Source organism: Microbacterium sp. LWH11-1.2 (genome assembly GCF_038397745.1).
In the GTDB taxonomy this organism is placed as follows: domain Bacteria; phylum Actinomycetota; class Actinomycetes; order Actinomycetales; family Microbacteriaceae; genus Microbacterium.
This window is the reverse complement of the sequence record NZ_CP151636.1, coordinates 3,964,176-3,978,024: the sequence shown is the minus strand read 5'-3', so window position 1 is coordinate 3,978,024 and position 13,849 is coordinate 3,964,176. Positions and strand designations below refer to the sequence as shown.

At 68.9% G+C, this 13,849-nt stretch carries 11 protein-coding genes; 7 read left to right on the top strand and 4 right to left on the bottom strand.

Annotation, left to right across the window (positions count from 1 at the left end; all coding sequences use genetic code 11):
- Window positions 1–9 precede the first annotated feature (9 nt).
- From MRBLWH11_RS19410 to MRBLWH11_RS19380, 7 genes are all read left to right on the top strand, one after another.
- Entirely contained in the window at window positions 10–1,500 is a 1,491-nt protein-coding gene (locus MRBLWH11_RS19410) for an AlkA N-terminal domain-containing protein (protein ID WP_341946031.1), read from the top strand.
- Window positions 1,497–1,994 (top strand): methylated-DNA--[protein]-cysteine S-methyltransferase, encoded by a 498-nt coding sequence (locus MRBLWH11_RS19405; protein ID WP_116634626.1) that lies wholly within the window; start codon window positions 1,497–1,499, stop codon window positions 1,992–1,994. The genes MRBLWH11_RS19410 and MRBLWH11_RS19405 overlap by 4 nt, the downstream gene beginning before the upstream one ends.
- An 83-nt stretch (window positions 1,995–2,077) precedes the next feature.
- Entirely contained in the window at window positions 2,078–3,127 is a 1,050-nt protein-coding gene (locus MRBLWH11_RS19400; RefSeq protein WP_341946030.1) for a membrane dipeptidase, read from the top strand.
- A gap of 47 nt (window positions 3,128–3,174) precedes the next feature.
- Complete coding sequence (locus MRBLWH11_RS19395; protein WP_165808020.1) at window positions 3,175–3,330, top strand: hypothetical protein; 156 nt, start codon at window positions 3,175–3,177, stop codon at window positions 3,328–3,330.
- 98 nt (window positions 3,331–3,428) lie between these two features.
- Window positions 3,429–5,375 (top strand): ABC transporter ATP-binding protein, encoded by a 1,947-nt coding sequence (locus tag MRBLWH11_RS19390; RefSeq protein WP_341946029.1) that lies wholly within the window; start codon window positions 3,429–3,431, stop codon window positions 5,373–5,375.
- Window positions 5,372–7,186: an ABC transporter ATP-binding protein gene (locus tag MRBLWH11_RS19385; protein ID WP_341946028.1), complete on the top strand. Its 1,815-nt coding sequence runs from the start codon at window positions 5,372–5,374 to the stop codon at window positions 7,184–7,186. The genes MRBLWH11_RS19390 and MRBLWH11_RS19385 overlap by 4 nt, the downstream gene beginning before the upstream one ends.
- 210 nt (window positions 7,187–7,396) lie before the next feature.
- Window positions 7,397–8,212 carry a hypothetical protein gene (locus MRBLWH11_RS19380; RefSeq protein ID WP_341946027.1) on the top strand — a complete coding sequence of 272 codons (816 nt, stop codon included), beginning with the start codon at window positions 7,397–7,399 and terminating at the stop codon, window positions 8,210–8,212.
- A gap of 83 nt (window positions 8,213–8,295) precedes the next feature.
- Here MRBLWH11_RS19380 and MRBLWH11_RS19375 read toward each other — a convergent pair whose 3' ends face one another.
- The 4 genes from MRBLWH11_RS19375 to MRBLWH11_RS19360 are packed head-to-tail and all read right to left on the bottom strand — an operon-like array spanning window position 8,296 to window position 13,827.
- The gene (locus MRBLWH11_RS19375; RefSeq protein ID WP_341946026.1) at window positions 8,296–9,744 is read right to left on the bottom strand and encodes a GH1 family beta-glucosidase; all 1,449 of its coding nucleotides are present in this window, start codon (window positions 9,742–9,744) and stop codon (window positions 8,296–8,298) included.
- Entirely contained in the window at window positions 9,741–11,975 is a 2,235-nt protein-coding gene (gene yicI, locus MRBLWH11_RS19370) for an alpha-xylosidase (RefSeq protein WP_341946025.1), read from the bottom strand. The genes MRBLWH11_RS19375 and yicI overlap by 4 nt, the downstream gene beginning before the upstream one ends.
- Window positions 11,975–12,862: a carbohydrate ABC transporter permease gene (locus tag MRBLWH11_RS19365; protein WP_341946024.1), complete on the bottom strand. Its 888-nt coding sequence runs from the start codon at window positions 12,860–12,862 to the stop codon at window positions 11,975–11,977. Before MRBLWH11_RS19365 ends, yicI begins: the two co-directional genes overlap by 1 nt.
- Window positions 12,862–13,827, bottom strand: coding sequence for a sugar ABC transporter permease (locus MRBLWH11_RS19360; protein ID WP_116634783.1), 966 nt, complete (start codon window positions 13,825–13,827; stop codon window positions 12,862–12,864). Before MRBLWH11_RS19360 ends, MRBLWH11_RS19365 begins: the two co-directional genes overlap by 1 nt.
- Window positions 13,828–13,849: the final 22 nt, after the last annotated feature.

The window sequence follows — 13,849 nt, the reverse complement described above, 5'->3', positions numbered from 1 at the left end:
AGTGGGGGCATGAGCCTCCCCCTGACCGACTTCGACGAACGCTATCGGGCGATCAACGCCCGCGACACGCGCTTCGACGGGCAGTTCGTGACGGCGGTGCGCTCGACCGGCATCTACTGCCGGCCGAGCTGCCCCGCGCGCACGCCGAAACCGCAGAACGTCACGTTCTATCCGACGAGCGCGGCCGCCCACGAGGCCGGCTACCGTGCGTGCAAGCGCTGCCTGCCGGAGGCGGCTCCCGGCTCTCCCGCCTGGAACGTCCGCGGCGACACGGCGGCCAGAGCGATGCGTCTGATCGCCGACGGCGTGATCGAACGCGAAGGCGTGCCGGGGCTGGCTGCACGGCTCGGGTACTCCTCGCGTCACCTCACCCGACTGCTCAGCGCCGAGCTGGGCGCGGGTCCCCTCGCGCTGGCCAGGGCGCATCGGGCGCACACCGCGCGGATGCTCCTCGTCGGAACCGACATGTCGATCTCCGATGTCGCATTCTCGGCCGGCTTCGCCAGCATCCGGCAGGGCAACGACACGATCCGCGAGGTGTTCGGACTCACTCCCGGCGAGCTGCGTGCGCGCCGACGGTCGTCCGGCATCGAGGTCGCCTCCGGCGTGATCGACCTCGTGCTCCCGTACCGCGGCCCGCTCGATGCCAGCGGCATCTTCGACTGGATGACGGCGCGGGCGCTGCCGGGGGTCGAGGAGGCGACGCCGACGTCGTTCTCCCGGCACCTGCGCATGAGCGGAGGTGCCGCCTGGTTCGAGGTGCGCCAAGATGCCGCCGAGCGCCTGCGCCTCCGCGCCCGCGTCGCACGGCTCTCCGACCTCGCGCCTCTCGTCGCGACCGTCCGCCGCATCTTCGACCTCGACGCCGACCCGATCGCCGTCGCGGAGGCTCTCTCCGCCCATCCTGAGCTCGCGCCGCTCGTGGCGCGCACACCGGGCATCCGCGTTCCCGGATCGGCCGACCCGCACGAGATGCTGATCCGCGCCATGATCGGACAGCAGATCACCGTCGTGGCGGCGCGCACCGCGCTCAGCGGGCTCGCCGAGGCGCTGGGGGAGCGCACGGAGAGCGGTCTGCTCTTCCCGACGATGGCGGCGATCGCCGAGCGCGGCACCGAGGTGCTGCGCGGGCCGGCCGCCCGAATCCGAGCGATCACCGGAGCCGCCGCGGCCCTCGCAGACGGGTCCCTGCGCCTCACCGTCGGCGACGACGGAGCGGAGCAACGCGCCGCGCTGCTCGCGATGCCGGGTATCGGTCCGTGGACCGCCGACTACGTGCGGATGCGGGTGCTCGGCGATCCCGACATCCTGCTCCCCGGAGACGTGGCGCTGCGCGCCGGTGCCGCGGCTTCCGGCCTCCCGGGCGAGCCCAAGGCGCTCACGGCCTGGGCAGAGCGCGCCGCTCCCTGGCGCAGCTACCTGAGCGCGCATCTCTGGCGAGCCGCACCGATTCGCCCCGCCCGCATCACCCGAACCGTCACTTCGAAGGAGACATCATGACCGCGATCATCCAGACCATCGACACCGCCGACGGCCCCTTCACGATCCTCGTCGACGACCGGCAGCGCGTGCTCTCGTCCGGCTGGACGGCCGACGCCGACGCGATCGTCGGCCGGCTGGCAGCCTCCGCCCGCCCTGAGGCGATCCGCGACGGAGAGACGGATGCCGCCGCTGCGGCCCTCGCCTACTATGCGGGGGACCTCTCCGCGATCGACGCGGTCGCCGTGAAGCAGACCGGAACGGCGCTGCAGCTCGCCGGCTGGGCTGAGCTGCGTGCGATCGACGCGGGAGAGCCCCTGACCTACACCTCGTTCGCAGCACGACTGGGCAACCCACGTGCCGTGCGCGCCGCGGCATCCATCTGCGCGCGGAACGCACCGGCGCTGTTCGTGCCGTGCCACCGCGTGCTGCGCACCGACGGCAGCCTCGGCGGCTTCGCCTGGGGCCTCCCGGTCAAGGAGAGCCTGCTGGCCAGAGAGTCCTCCGCACGCTGAGATCTGCGTGACGATCACGTTACTTCTCGCGCCGTTCGGGCGATATGCCCGGATCAGGTGTCCCAGGGCGGCAGGATGGGCGCATGACCGATAACCGAGCAGCCGCGCTCCACCGCAGCGCCCTCGTCGCCGACGCGCACAACGATCTGCTGTGCGCGGTCGCGACTCGGCCGTCGGATGAGTGGGCGTCGTTCTTCCGCAGGCAGTGGCTTCCGCAGCTGCAGGCCGGCGGCGTCGATCTGCAGATCCTTCCCGTCTTCATCGACGAGTTCTATCGCCCCGAAGGCGCTCTGCGGCGAACGCTCCGCATGATCGAGGCCGCGCACCGCCTCGCGGAGGGGAACGCCGACGCCGTGGCCCTCTGCCTCACCGGTGCCGACATCGACAGGGCGGTCGCCGAGGGGCGCATCGCGCTCGTGCTGGCACTCGAGGGCATGCCGGGCATCGCCGAAGACGTCGAGCTGCTCGAGACCGTGCACCGGCTGGGCGTTCGCATGGGCTCCGTCGCGCACTTCGGTCGCAGTGCGTTCGCGGACGGCAGCGGCGAGGATGCCGCGGGGAGCAGGCTCACGCGCCCCGGCATCCGGGCCTTCGCGGAGATGGAGCGGATCGGGATGATCTTCGACGTCAGTCACCTCGGGGCAGCCGGCGTCGATCACGTGCTCGAACTCGCGACCCGCCCCGTCATCGCGTCGCACTCGTCGGCGCGAGCCCTGTTCGATCACCATCGCAACCTCACCGACGCGCAGATCGCGGCGATCGCCGCAGGCGGCGGGCTCGTCTGCGTCAACTTCTTCGCGTCGTACCTGCACGCCGACACCCACACGCTCGACACCGTCGTCGATCACCTCGAGCATGTCGTCTCGATCGCGGGCATCGACCACGTCGGCATGGGGCCGGACTTCGTCCGCGAGGTCCTCGAAGACACGACAGCCCCCTGCTGCGTGGAGGAGCTGGTCGAAGGCGTGCCGGTCGACTGCTATATCCCGGGACTCGAAGGGCCGACGGGGCTCCCGCTCGTCACCGAGGCGCTGCTCCGGCGGGGCTGGGGCGAAGAGGAGATCTTCTCGGTGCTCGGCGCGAACCTGCATCGTCTGCTGAGGGCCGAGCTCGGGCGCACGACGCGAAGCTGAGCCGCGGCTGCGACCTCCGTGGCGCGGGGCGATCCGATCAATCGGGAATGACTCTTGCCTTCAGCTGGTTCACAGGAATAGGCTGGTGGGCTGTCGCGCCGACCGGGCGACGCCGCCGAGCCCCTGAGGAGGACATCATGACCACGATCGCCGCTGTGCGGATCGACGCTCTCGGCTCGACCCCGGTGCGTCCGCTCATCTAGAGCCGCTTCTCTCGCAACGGATGCCGGGCTCGCAGAGTCCGCGCTGTCATCCGTCCCTTTCCGCAACCGTTTTCCCATACGAAACTCATCTGAGAGACATGTCCTCCTCGCCTTCCTCGCAGAACATCTCGCCCTCTTCCACTCTCTCCACTCCGGCTGCACTGTGGCGCCTGAAGCCCTTCGTGAAGCCGGTCATCTGGCGGCTCGCCGGCGGTGCCGCCAGTGCGCTCATCGCCGCGATCATCGCCCTGATGATCCCGATCGTGCTCGAGCAGATCATCGGCGGACCCGTGCGGTCCGGCGAGATCAGCGCCATCGTCGTCGGTGCCGTCGTCGTCTTCGCCCTCGCGCTCGGCGAGGCCGTCATGGTGTGGCTGCGCCGGCAGTTCGTGCTGAACCCGGCCACCGAGGTCGAGTACCAGATGCGCACGACGCTCTACTCGCGCCTGCAGACGCTGCCGGTGTCGTTCCACGACCGCTGGCAGTCCGGTCAGCTGCTCAGCCGCATGATGCAGGACATCGGCCTCATCCGGCGCTGGCTCGCCTTCGGCCTCGTGCTGCTCGTCGTGAACATCCTCACGATCGCCATCGGGTCGGCGCTGCTCTTCCGCTGGCACTGGCTGCTGGGCACGATCTTCCTCGTGACCGCGATCCCGCTGTGGGTGCGTGGATACCTGTTCGAGAAGCGCTACGGCGCGCTGACCCGCCGCAGCCAGGACCAGGCCGGCGACCTCGCCACCAGCGTCGAGGAGAGCGTGCACGGCATCCGCGTGCTGAAGGCCTTCGGCCGCGGCAAGCACGCCCTGAGCCGGTTCAGCCGTCAGGCCGAGACGCTCCGCGAGACGGAGATGAGCAAGGCCCGCGCGATCGCGTCGATCTGGTTCTGGCTCGACCTGATGCCGCAGATCGCCTTCGGACTCAGCCTGATGTCCGGTATCTGGCTGATCTCCCAGGGCGCGATCGACGAGGCAGAGCTGTTCGCGTTCTTCGCGATGGCCGTCGTGCTGCGGTGGCCGATCGAGTCGATCGGCTTCCTGTTCTCGTTCATGCTCGACGCCCGCACGGCGACCGACCGTGTGTTCGACATCTTCTCCGAGACGAACACCATCACGGATCCGGAGCACCCGGTGCACATCGAGAACCCGCGGGGAGAGCTCGCGTTCGAGAACGCGCACTTCCGCTACCAGGACGCCGGCGCACACGAGCGCGACCTCCTCGACGGCATCGACCTGGTGCTGCGCCCCGGCGAGACCATGGCGCTGGTGGGACTCACCGGAAGCGGCAAGACGACGCTGACGACCCTACCGACGCGTCTGTATGACGTGACGGGCGGCAAGGTCACGCTCGACGGCGTCGATGTGCGCGATCTCCCGCTTTCCGAGCTGCGGCAGCACATCGCCATGGCGTTCGAGGATGCGACCCTGTTCTCGGCGACCGTCCGCGAGAACGTGCTGCTCGGCCGTGCCGACCTCGACGTGCACAGCGAAGAGGGCGAGCGGGTGCTGCGCGAGGCGCTGCAGGTCGCTCAGGCGGCGTTCGTGGACTCCCTGCCCGACGGCGTGGAGACCGTGATCGGCGAGGAGGGGCTCAGCCTCTCCGGCGGCCAGCGGCAGCGGCTGGCCCTCGCCCGTGCGGTGGCGGCGAAGCCGAAGGTTCTCGTGCTCGACGACCCGCTGTCCGCACTCGACGTCGACACCGAGGCCCTCGTGGAGGAGGCGCTCCGGCACGTCCTCGCCGACACCACGGCCATGATCGTGGCGCACCGTCCTTCCACGGTCGCGCTCGCCGACCGCGTCGCCCTGCTCGAGGCCGGGCGTGTGACCGCGGTCGGCACGCACTCCGAACTGCTCAAGTCGAGTCGGCACTACCGTCATGTCATCTCCAGCCTCGAGGCGGAGGAGGCGGCACGAACCGGGGCGATCCCCGTGATCCGCGACGAGCAGCTCGAGGTCGCCGAAGAGGTCCGCGAGGGCCTCGAGATGGCGGCCGCCGACGATGCTTCGTCGGACTCAGCAACCGAAATGAAGAAGGAGGTGCAGCGATGAGCTCCGCCATCACCGGAACCCAGGACGAGGATCGTTCCCGGTATACCCGCGAGGAGAGCAAGGAGATCCGTCGTCGGTCCCTCCGTCTGCTCGGATCCCTCGTCCGTCCGCTGAAGCCGCAGATCGTGCTCGCGGCTGCCGTGCTGGTGGTCTCGACCGCTCTGCAGGTTGCCGGCCCGATCCTGATCAGCATCGGGCTCGACCGCGCTCTGCCGGCCGTGCTGAACGACGCCGATTGGATGCCGACCTTCATGGTCGGCGGCATCTACCTGCTCGCGGGGCTCCTGGCCTCGATCCTGATCGCCTGGTACGTGATCATCGCCGCCAAGCTCACACAGGCGGTGCTGCTCGATCTTCGCAAGCGCATCTTCCTGCACACGCAGCGGCTGAGCCTGGAGTTCCACGAGTCGTACACGTCGGGGCGCATCATCTCCCGTCAGACGAGCGACCTCGACTCGATCAAGGAGCTGCTGGACGGAGGTCTGAACGAGCTCGTCTCCGGTGTGCTCTTCGGCCTGTTCACGTTCATCGCCCTGTGCTTCTGGGACTGGCAGTCGGGGCTGATCCTCGCGGTCGGCGGCATCCCGCTGTTCTTCCTGATGCGCTGGTTCTACTCGCGCTCTCAGCTCGTCTACCGCGAGTCCCGCGTCATCAGCGCGAAGGTGATCGTGCAGTTCGTCGAGACGATGACCGGCATCCGCGCCGTGAAGGCGTTCCGCAAGGAGCCGCGCAACGACACGTCGTTCCAGGAGGTCGCGGGCGACTACCGCGACGTCAACCGCCGGTCGATGCTGCTGTTCGGCACGTTCGAGCCGGGGCTCATGGGCGTCGCAGCGCTGGTGCTCGGCATCGTCGTGCTCTGGGGCGGCATCCGGGTCTCCGATGGAGCGCTCACGGTGGGTGTGCTGCTCTCCGCGGTGCTCTACGTACGGAACTTCTTCGCGCCGATGCAGGAGATCGCGATGTTCCTGAACTCCTATCAGTCGGCGACGGCCGCGCTGGAGAAGGTGTCGGGCGTGCTCGAAGAGGTGCCGACGGTGCCGGACCCCGAGAAGCCCGTGGATCTGTGGGAGTCGCGCGGACACGTGAACTTCGACGAGGTGACCTTCGGCTACAACGGCGAGAAGACGATCCTGCCGAACTTCTCGCTCGACATCCCCGCGGGTCAGACGATCGCGCTCGTCGGCACGACCGGCGCGGGCAAGTCCACGCTGGCGAAGCTGATCTCGCGGTTCTACGATCCGTCGGAGGGACACGTCACGCTGGACGGCGTCGACCTGCGCTCGCTGCATCCGAAGGATCTCCGCCGCGCGATCGTCATGGTCACGCAGGAGGCGTACCTGTTCAGCGGCACGGTCGCCGACAACATCGCGCTCGGCAAGCCGGACGCGACGCTGGATGAGATCCGCGCGGCGGCTCGGGCCGTCGGCGCTGACGGGTTCATCTCGTCCCTGCCCGACGGATACGGCACCGACGTCAACAAGCGCGGTGGCCGGGTGTCGGCGGGACAGCGTCAGCTGATCTCGTTCGCCCGCGCGTTCCTCGCCGACCCGGCGGTGCTGATCCTCGACGAGGCCACGGCCTCGCTGGACATCCCGTCGGAGCGACTGATCCAGGACGCGCTGCAGACCCTGCTCAAGGACCGCACCGCGATCATCATCGCGCACCGCCTCTCGACGGTCGCGATCGCCGATCGTGTGCTGGTGATGGAGCACGGGCAGATCATCGAGGACGACACCCCCGACGCGCTCATCAGCGGCACCGGCAAGTTCGCGCAGCTGCATGCGGCGTGGCAGGAGACCCTGGTCTAGCCGCGTCGCTTCCGTATCGCCGCAACTTCCGCGGCCATCTCGAACTTCTGCGGCCACATCCGATCGATGTGGCCGCAGAAGCTCGGATCGGCCGCAGAAGTTCGAGGGGCCACCGGAGGGGTGAGGGCCGGTCGCCTCGTCAGGTGGGAATCGGCCGCAGAAGACGCCCAAGCCCGCGTGCCGCAACCTGCCCCTGGGTAGCATCGAAGGATGGACCCCTTGCTGCTCGTGGCCGAGTGGTGGTGGATCGCGCCTTCCGCGGTCGCCGTGGGGACAGTGGGGGTGATCGGGGTGAACCGACGCAACAGCACGACCAGCGGCAGGAGGCTCGCCGTCGATGCGGCCCGCCATGACCTTCGCGCGTCGCAGCAGGTCGCGGCGGAGCGGCGGACGGCGCTCAAGATCGCGCGGGCGGACCTGACGAGGGTCGCCGCCGAGCGCGCGGCACAGCGGGCGTCCGCGGAGCAGGTCGCCGCCGCACGGCGGATGCTGCGCGAGAGGGAACGCGATGCGAAGGCCGCGTCGGCCGATGTGCGAGCCCGTCAGGTGCGGCTGAACGCCGCGCGGGCGGCGATCCCGCCGGCATCCGGTCCTCGTCCGCTGGATCGGCTGCAGGCGGAGCACGACGCGGTGATCGCTCGATGGATGCGATACGAGACCGACCCGGCGCTGCAGATCGGGTATCCGGCGATGACCGACGTCAAGCGACCGGAGACGGCCGCGTATCTGCGAGCGGCGGATCACGCGAAGGAGATGCGTCGGGCCGCGACCGGCCGCGTCACACCCGCCGAGTTCGCCGCCTACCGGGATGCCGTCGCCGAACTCGAGCGCGCGTTCGAGGCGGCGGAGCACGCGGCGAAGGTGCAGGCGGGGGAGGCGACGACGATCCCCGCGTGGCAGGACGCGGCACAGGACGTGCTGAGTCGCTCGGCCGAGGCCATCGATCGGGCGGCGGGGGCCGCGGCATCCGCCCTGTCGGCGTGGACGTCGCGCCGACGCCCCGGAAAGCCGGACGACCACCGCTGATCGTCCGGCTCGCGATCGTGGCCTAGGCTCCCACGGTCCGGAGCCGGACGACCATCGCTGATCGTCCGGCTCGCGATCGTGGCCTAGGCTCCCACGGTCCGCGTCCGCACGAGCTCGCGGTACCAGTGCCCCGAGTCCTTCACGGTGCGCTCGAGCGTGTCGAAGTCGACCCGCACGATCCCGAATCGCTTGGCATAGCCGTAGCCCCACTCGAAGTTGTCGAGCAGCGACCACACGAAGTACCCGCGCAGGTCGACCCCGCGCTCGAGCGCCCGGTGCGCGGCGGTGAAGTGCCGACGCAGGTAGTCGGTGCGCTCCGGATCGGGGACCGCGCCGTCTTCGGCGACCTCGTCTTCGAAGGCAGCCCCGTTCTCGGTGACCATGAGCGCCTGATCCGGGAACTGCTCCGACAGCGACACGAGCAGCTCTTCGAGCCCCTCCGGTGCGATGTTCCAGCCCATGGCCGTGTACGGCCCGGGCTGCTCGACGAACTCCACGATCCGGTCGCTTCCGGGCCATGCCGTGCCGCCCTCGGCGCCCTTGTGTCCGTCGTTCTGCTGCTTCTCGGACACGCCGTCCCAGAGCCGTACGGTCGCGGTCGAGTAGTAGTTCACGCCGAGCACGTCGATCGGCTGCGCGATCGTGGCGAGGTCTCCGGCCTGAACGAAGTCCCAGTCGGTGACGGATGCCGTGTCAGCCAGCAGATCGGCGGGGTACTCGCCCCGCAGCATCGGTCCGGTGAACGCCCGGTTCGCCAGGGCATCGATGCGCCGCACGGCCTCGGCGGCGCCCTCTCCCTGCCCGCGGAGCACATGGAAGTTCAGCGTCACCGAGTAGTCGGGGTCGCCGCTCGACGTCGCTCGCAGCGCCTGGATCGCACGCCCGTGCGCGAGGTTCAGGTGGTGCACGGCCGCCAGCGCCGATGCCGGCTCATGCCGACCCGGCGCGTGCCCGCCCTGCCCGTAGCCGAGATACGCCGAGCACCACGGCTCGTTGAGGGTCGTCCACGTGTGCACGCGGTCGCCGAGCGCGGAACCCATGATCTCGGCGTAGCGCTCGAAGGCATCGGTCGTCGCGCGGGCCGTCCAGCCTCCGGCATCCTCCAGGTACTGGGGGAGATCCCAGTGGTACAGGGTGGCCACCGGGCGGATGCCGCGCTCGAGCAGCCCGTCGACGAGCCGCGAGTAGAAGTCGACCCCTGCCTGATTCACCTCGCCCGAGGCCGTCGGCACGATGCGGGGCCAGGCGATCGAGAAGCGATAGGCCTGCAGGCCCAGGTCCTGCATCAGGTCGAGGTCCTCGTCGACGCGGTGGTAGTGGTCGCACGCGACGTCTCCCGTGTCGCCGTTCCAGACGCGTCCCGGTGTCTTGCTGAACGTGTCCCAGATCGACGGGGTGCGCCCGTCCTCGGCCGCCGCGCCCTCGATCTGGTACGAGGCGGTGGCAGAGCCGAAGGTGAAACCCTCCGGGAAGACGAGACCGGAACCCCGGTAGTCGTCGCGCGGGATGAGCGGGGTGAGCGGGCTGGTCATCCGGTGATCTCCTCGAGGTCGACGTCGTAGGTCACACTACGGCCATCCGGATTCGTCACGGTCACCGATCCGGCGCCCGTCCCGCCGGGGAAGACGCGCAGCTGCAGCCCGTCGTGGTAGTCGTACCCGGGTCCGTCGACGCGTGCGCCCCAGGGGAGCGCGGCGCCGGGCCGCACATACAGCGGCAGGGAGTCGAAGCCGTGGGTCTCGCGGCGCCACGAGCCTCCCGTCACGGTCTCCCCGGTGAGGAGCGACGTCCACTCGCCCGCGGGCAGATAGAAGTCGACGGTGCCCTCGGCCGAGAACACCGGGGCGACGAGCAGATCCGACCCGAGCATGTACTGGCGGTCGAGATAGGCCGCGGCCCGGTCGTCCGGGAACTCGAGCACCATCGGCCGCATGAGCGGCACGCCGGTCGCCGCGGCATCGAGCCCCTGCTGGTAGAGATACGGCATCAGTCGCATCTTCAGGTGCGTGAAGCGCCGGGTCACATCGACAGCCTCCTCGTCGAATGCCCACGGCACGCGGTACGAGCTCGACCCGTGGAAGCGCGAATGCGAGCCGAGCAGCCCGAACGCGGTCCAGCGCTTGAACACCGCGGCATCCGGTGTTCCCTCGAATCCGCCGATGTCGTGGCTCCAGAACGCGAAGCCGCTCAGCGCGAGGGAGAGGCCCCCGCGCAGGGTCTCAGCCATCGACGCGAACGTCGAGGTCGAGTCTCCGCCCCAGTGCACGGGCATGCTCTGGCCGCCCGCGGTCGCGGACCGGGCGAACAGCACGGCCTCGCCGTCACCGCGGACGTCAGTGAGCACCTCGAACACGGCGCGGTTGTACAGCTCCGTGTAGAGGTTGTGCATGCGCTCGGGGTCGGCGCCGTCCGCCCACACGACGTCGGTGGGGATGCGCTCCCCGAAGTCGGTCTTGAAGCAGTCGACGCCCTGCCCGATGAGCGCGCGGAGCTTCGACTGGTACCACGCCGTCGCGTCGGGATTCGTGAAGTCGACGAGCCCCATGCCCGCCTGCCAGAGGTCCCATTGCCATACCGATCCGTCGGTGCGGCGCACCAGGAATCCCTGATCGGCGGCCTCGCGGAACAGCGGCGAACGCTGCGCGATGTACGGGTTGATCCAGACGCAGACGCGGATGTCCTTGTCGTGCAGGCGTCCGAGCATGCCCTCGGGGTCGGGGAAGACCCGCGGATCCCACTCGAAGTCGCACCAGTTGAACTCGCGCATCCAGAAGCAGTCGAAGTGGAAGACCGACACAGGCAGCTCGCGAGCGGCCATCTCGTCGATGAACGAGTTCACGGTCTGCTCGTCGTAGTCGGTCGTGAAGCTCGTCGACAGCCAGAGGCCGTAGGACCACGCCGGAACGACCGGCGGCCGCCCGGTCAGCGCCGTGTAGCGGCCCAGCACCTGCTTCGGCGTGGGGCCGGCGATCACGAAGTACTCCAGCACCTCGCCCGAGACCGAGAACTGCACGCGCTCGACGGCCTCGGACCCGATCTCGTAGGAGACGTGACCCGGGTCGTTGACGAGCACCCCGTATCCGCGGTCGGAGAGGTGGAACGGCACGTTCTTGTACGCCTGCTCGCTCGAGGTGCCGCCGTCGGCGTTCCAGATCTCGACCGTCTGGCCGTTCTTGACCAGGGGACCGAAGCGCTCGCCGAGCCCGTAGATGTGCTCGCCCACACCGAGATCGAGCTGCTCATGCAGGAAGGCGGATGCCGCCGGCATCCGTCCTCCCTGCCGGGCGTTGCCCACGATGCCCGGATCGACCTGCGCGTCTTCGGCGAGACGGATGTACCCCTGCGCCTTGTGCCCGCTGCCGGTGACCCGGCGGCCCTCGACCTCGAACGCCAGGTTCCAGGGGGCGCCCGGGGCGATCCGGGCGACGAGTGCGCCGGCGTTCACGACGCCGCCGGTCTCCGAGACCGAGACGGATGCCGTGCTGCGCTCCGCCCCGGGAAGGGCGAAGCCTCCGTGCCATCGCCCGCCGGTGTGGTGTGCGATGCGCACGCGGATCACGCCCTCCGCGGGGGAGGAGAGCGTCGTGGTCAGCACCGGCCGGTTGAGCACGTCGCCGCGCCGGGCGATCACCATGGTCGGAGCGGTGATGACGATGCCGGGGCCATCGGGGGTGTCGTCGGTCGCCGCGATGTCGTAGGCCTCCTGTGCGTGGAGCGCGGTGACGCCGGGACGAAGCTGCCAGAACCCGTCGGTGAACTTCATTACTTGACTGCTCCTGCCGTGATGCCGCGTGTCAGCGTGCGCTGGAAGATGAGGAAGAAGATGAGCGTGGGGATGATGCCGAGAAGAGCCGACGCGCTCGTCGTCGTGACGTCCATCAGACGGTCGCCCTGCAGCACGCTGATCGCCACCGGGACGGTCTGGTTGGCGTTCGAGGCGAGGAACGTCAGCGGGATGAGGAACTCGTTCCACGTCCAGATGAAGAAGAAGATGAGCAGCACCGACAGGGTCGGCCGGCTGATCGGGAAGATCACGCGCCAGAGGATCTGCCAACGAGTCGCGCCGTCGAGCGAGGCCGCCTCGAGGATCTCCTTGGGGAACGTGCCGTACACGGAGGACAGCAGGTAGGTGCCGAAGGCGGCCTGGATCACGGTGAACACGATGATCACCGCCCACACGTTGTCGTACAGCCCCACCGATTTGAACATGTAGTACAGCGGGTAGAGCAGGGCCTCCTGCGGCAGCAGGTTGGCCATGAGGAACAGCAGCACGATCCAGCTGCGCCCGCGGATGCGGCCGATGCCGATCGCGAAGGCATTCAGCATCGAGATCACGACGGCCAGCACCGCGACGATGCCGGAGATGAAGATCGAGTTCCAGACCTTCTCGGGGAAGTTCACCCGCTCCCAGAACTTGATGATCCCGCCGAAGTCGAGCGTCTCGGGGAAGGCGAGGGGACCGGATGTGGCGTAGTCCACCGGCGACTTGAACGAGTTCACCAGCACGAGGTAGAACGGCGCGATCACGAGCAGCGCACCCACGACGACGAGGGCGAGCAGCAGCCAGTCGACGGGCCGCTTCTTGGTCATGCCGCCGCGGGCACGGCTCTTCGACGGCTTGCCGGTGACGATGGCAGTGGTGGCGTGCATCACAGTCCCGCCCTTTCCTTGCGCTCGAGCGAGTTCTGCACGCGGATGAACACGATCGACACGATGACCACGACGATGGTGAGCACGGTGGCGATGGTCGCGCCGTAGCCGACGTTCCGCTTGGTGAAGAACTCCTGGTACGCGTAGTAGGCCGGCACGAGCGTGGCGCCCGCGGGTCCGCCGCGCGTGATGATGTAGACCGGGCCGAACACCTTCAGGGCCGCGATCGTGCAGGTCAGCGTCACGACGAAGATCTCCGGGCGGATGATGCTCATCGTGATGGCCGTGAACCGCTGCAGCCAGTTGGCCCCGTCGAGCTCCGCCGCCTCGTAGAGCTCGGGATCGACGCGCTGCAGAGCCGCCATGAACACGACGACCGGATAGCCGAGCTGCACCCACACCATGACGAGCATCAGCACGATGAGCGCGGAGGGCATCTGACCCAGCCAGTCGTAGGACGGCAGTCCGAAGGCGCCGAGGATCTGGTTGAGGGCTCCGTCTCCGCCCGGACGCACGATCCATCCGATCACGATGCCGGCGACGGCGATGGGCAGGATCTGCGGGAGGTAATAGGTGGCCCGCAGGAAGCTGCCGACCTTGCCGCCGAACTTGCGGCCGACGACGTCGAACAGCAGGGCGGCGACGATGAGACCGACGATCGTGGGGACCACGACCATCGCCAGGATCATCCAGACGGAGTTCGTGAACGACGTCCAGAAGTCGCTGTCGGTGAGGATCTTCTGCCAGTTCTCCAGCCCGATGAACTCCGGCGTGCGCACGCCCTTCCACTTCGTGAAGGTGAGGTACACGTTCCAGATGAGCGGGATGATGACGACGACGAGCAGCAGAGCGAAGCCGGGAAGAAGGTACATCCAATAGGCGCCGGTCCCGCCGCTGCGCTGCGGGATGGACGGCTGTTCGGGCGGCAGCTTCTGGCGGCGGCCCTCGCGGGTGGCGAGCGACATGTTCATCTCCAGGAGGAGGCGG

What these genes read in the sequence shown, in the direction of transcription:
- MRBLWH11_RS19390 (WP_341946029.1), top strand. Translation starts at nt 3,429, where the DNA reads ATGTCCTCCTCGCCTTCCTCGCAGAACATCTCGCCCTCTTCCACTCTC.
- MRBLWH11_RS19385 (WP_341946028.1), top strand. Translation starts at nt 5,372, where the DNA reads ATGAGCTCCGCCATCACCGGAACCCAGGACGAGGATCGTTCCCGGTAT.
- MRBLWH11_RS19395 (WP_165808020.1), top strand. Translation starts at nt 3,175, where the DNA reads ATGACTCTTGCCTTCAGCTGGTTCACAGGAATAGGCTGGTGGGCTGTC.
- MRBLWH11_RS19410 (WP_341946031.1), top strand. Translation starts at nt 10, where the DNA reads ATGAGCCTCCCCCTGACCGACTTCGACGAACGCTATCGGGCGATCAAC.
- MRBLWH11_RS19400 (WP_341946030.1), top strand. Translation starts at nt 2,078, where the DNA reads ATGACCGATAACCGAGCAGCCGCGCTCCACCGCAGCGCCCTCGTCGCC.
- MRBLWH11_RS19375 (WP_341946026.1), bottom strand. Translation starts at nt 9,744, where the DNA reads ATGACCAGCCCGCTCACCCCGCTCATCCCGCGCGACGACTACCGGGGT.
- yicI (WP_341946025.1), bottom strand. Translation starts at nt 11,975, where the DNA reads ATGAAGTTCACCGACGGGTTCTGGCAGCTTCGTCCCGGCGTCACCGCG.
- MRBLWH11_RS19365 (WP_341946024.1), bottom strand. Translation starts at nt 12,862, where the DNA reads ATGCACGCCACCACTGCCATCGTCACCGGCAAGCCGTCGAAGAGCCGT.
- MRBLWH11_RS19380 (WP_341946027.1), top strand. Translation starts at nt 7,397, where the DNA reads ATGGACCCCTTGCTGCTCGTGGCCGAGTGGTGGTGGATCGCGCCTTCC.
- MRBLWH11_RS19360 (WP_116634783.1), bottom strand. Translation starts at nt 13,827, where the DNA reads ATGTCGCTCGCCACCCGCGAGGGCCGCCGCCAGAAGCTGCCGCCCGAA.
- MRBLWH11_RS19405 (WP_116634626.1), top strand. Translation starts at nt 1,497, where the DNA reads ATGACCGCGATCATCCAGACCATCGACACCGCCGACGGCCCCTTCACG.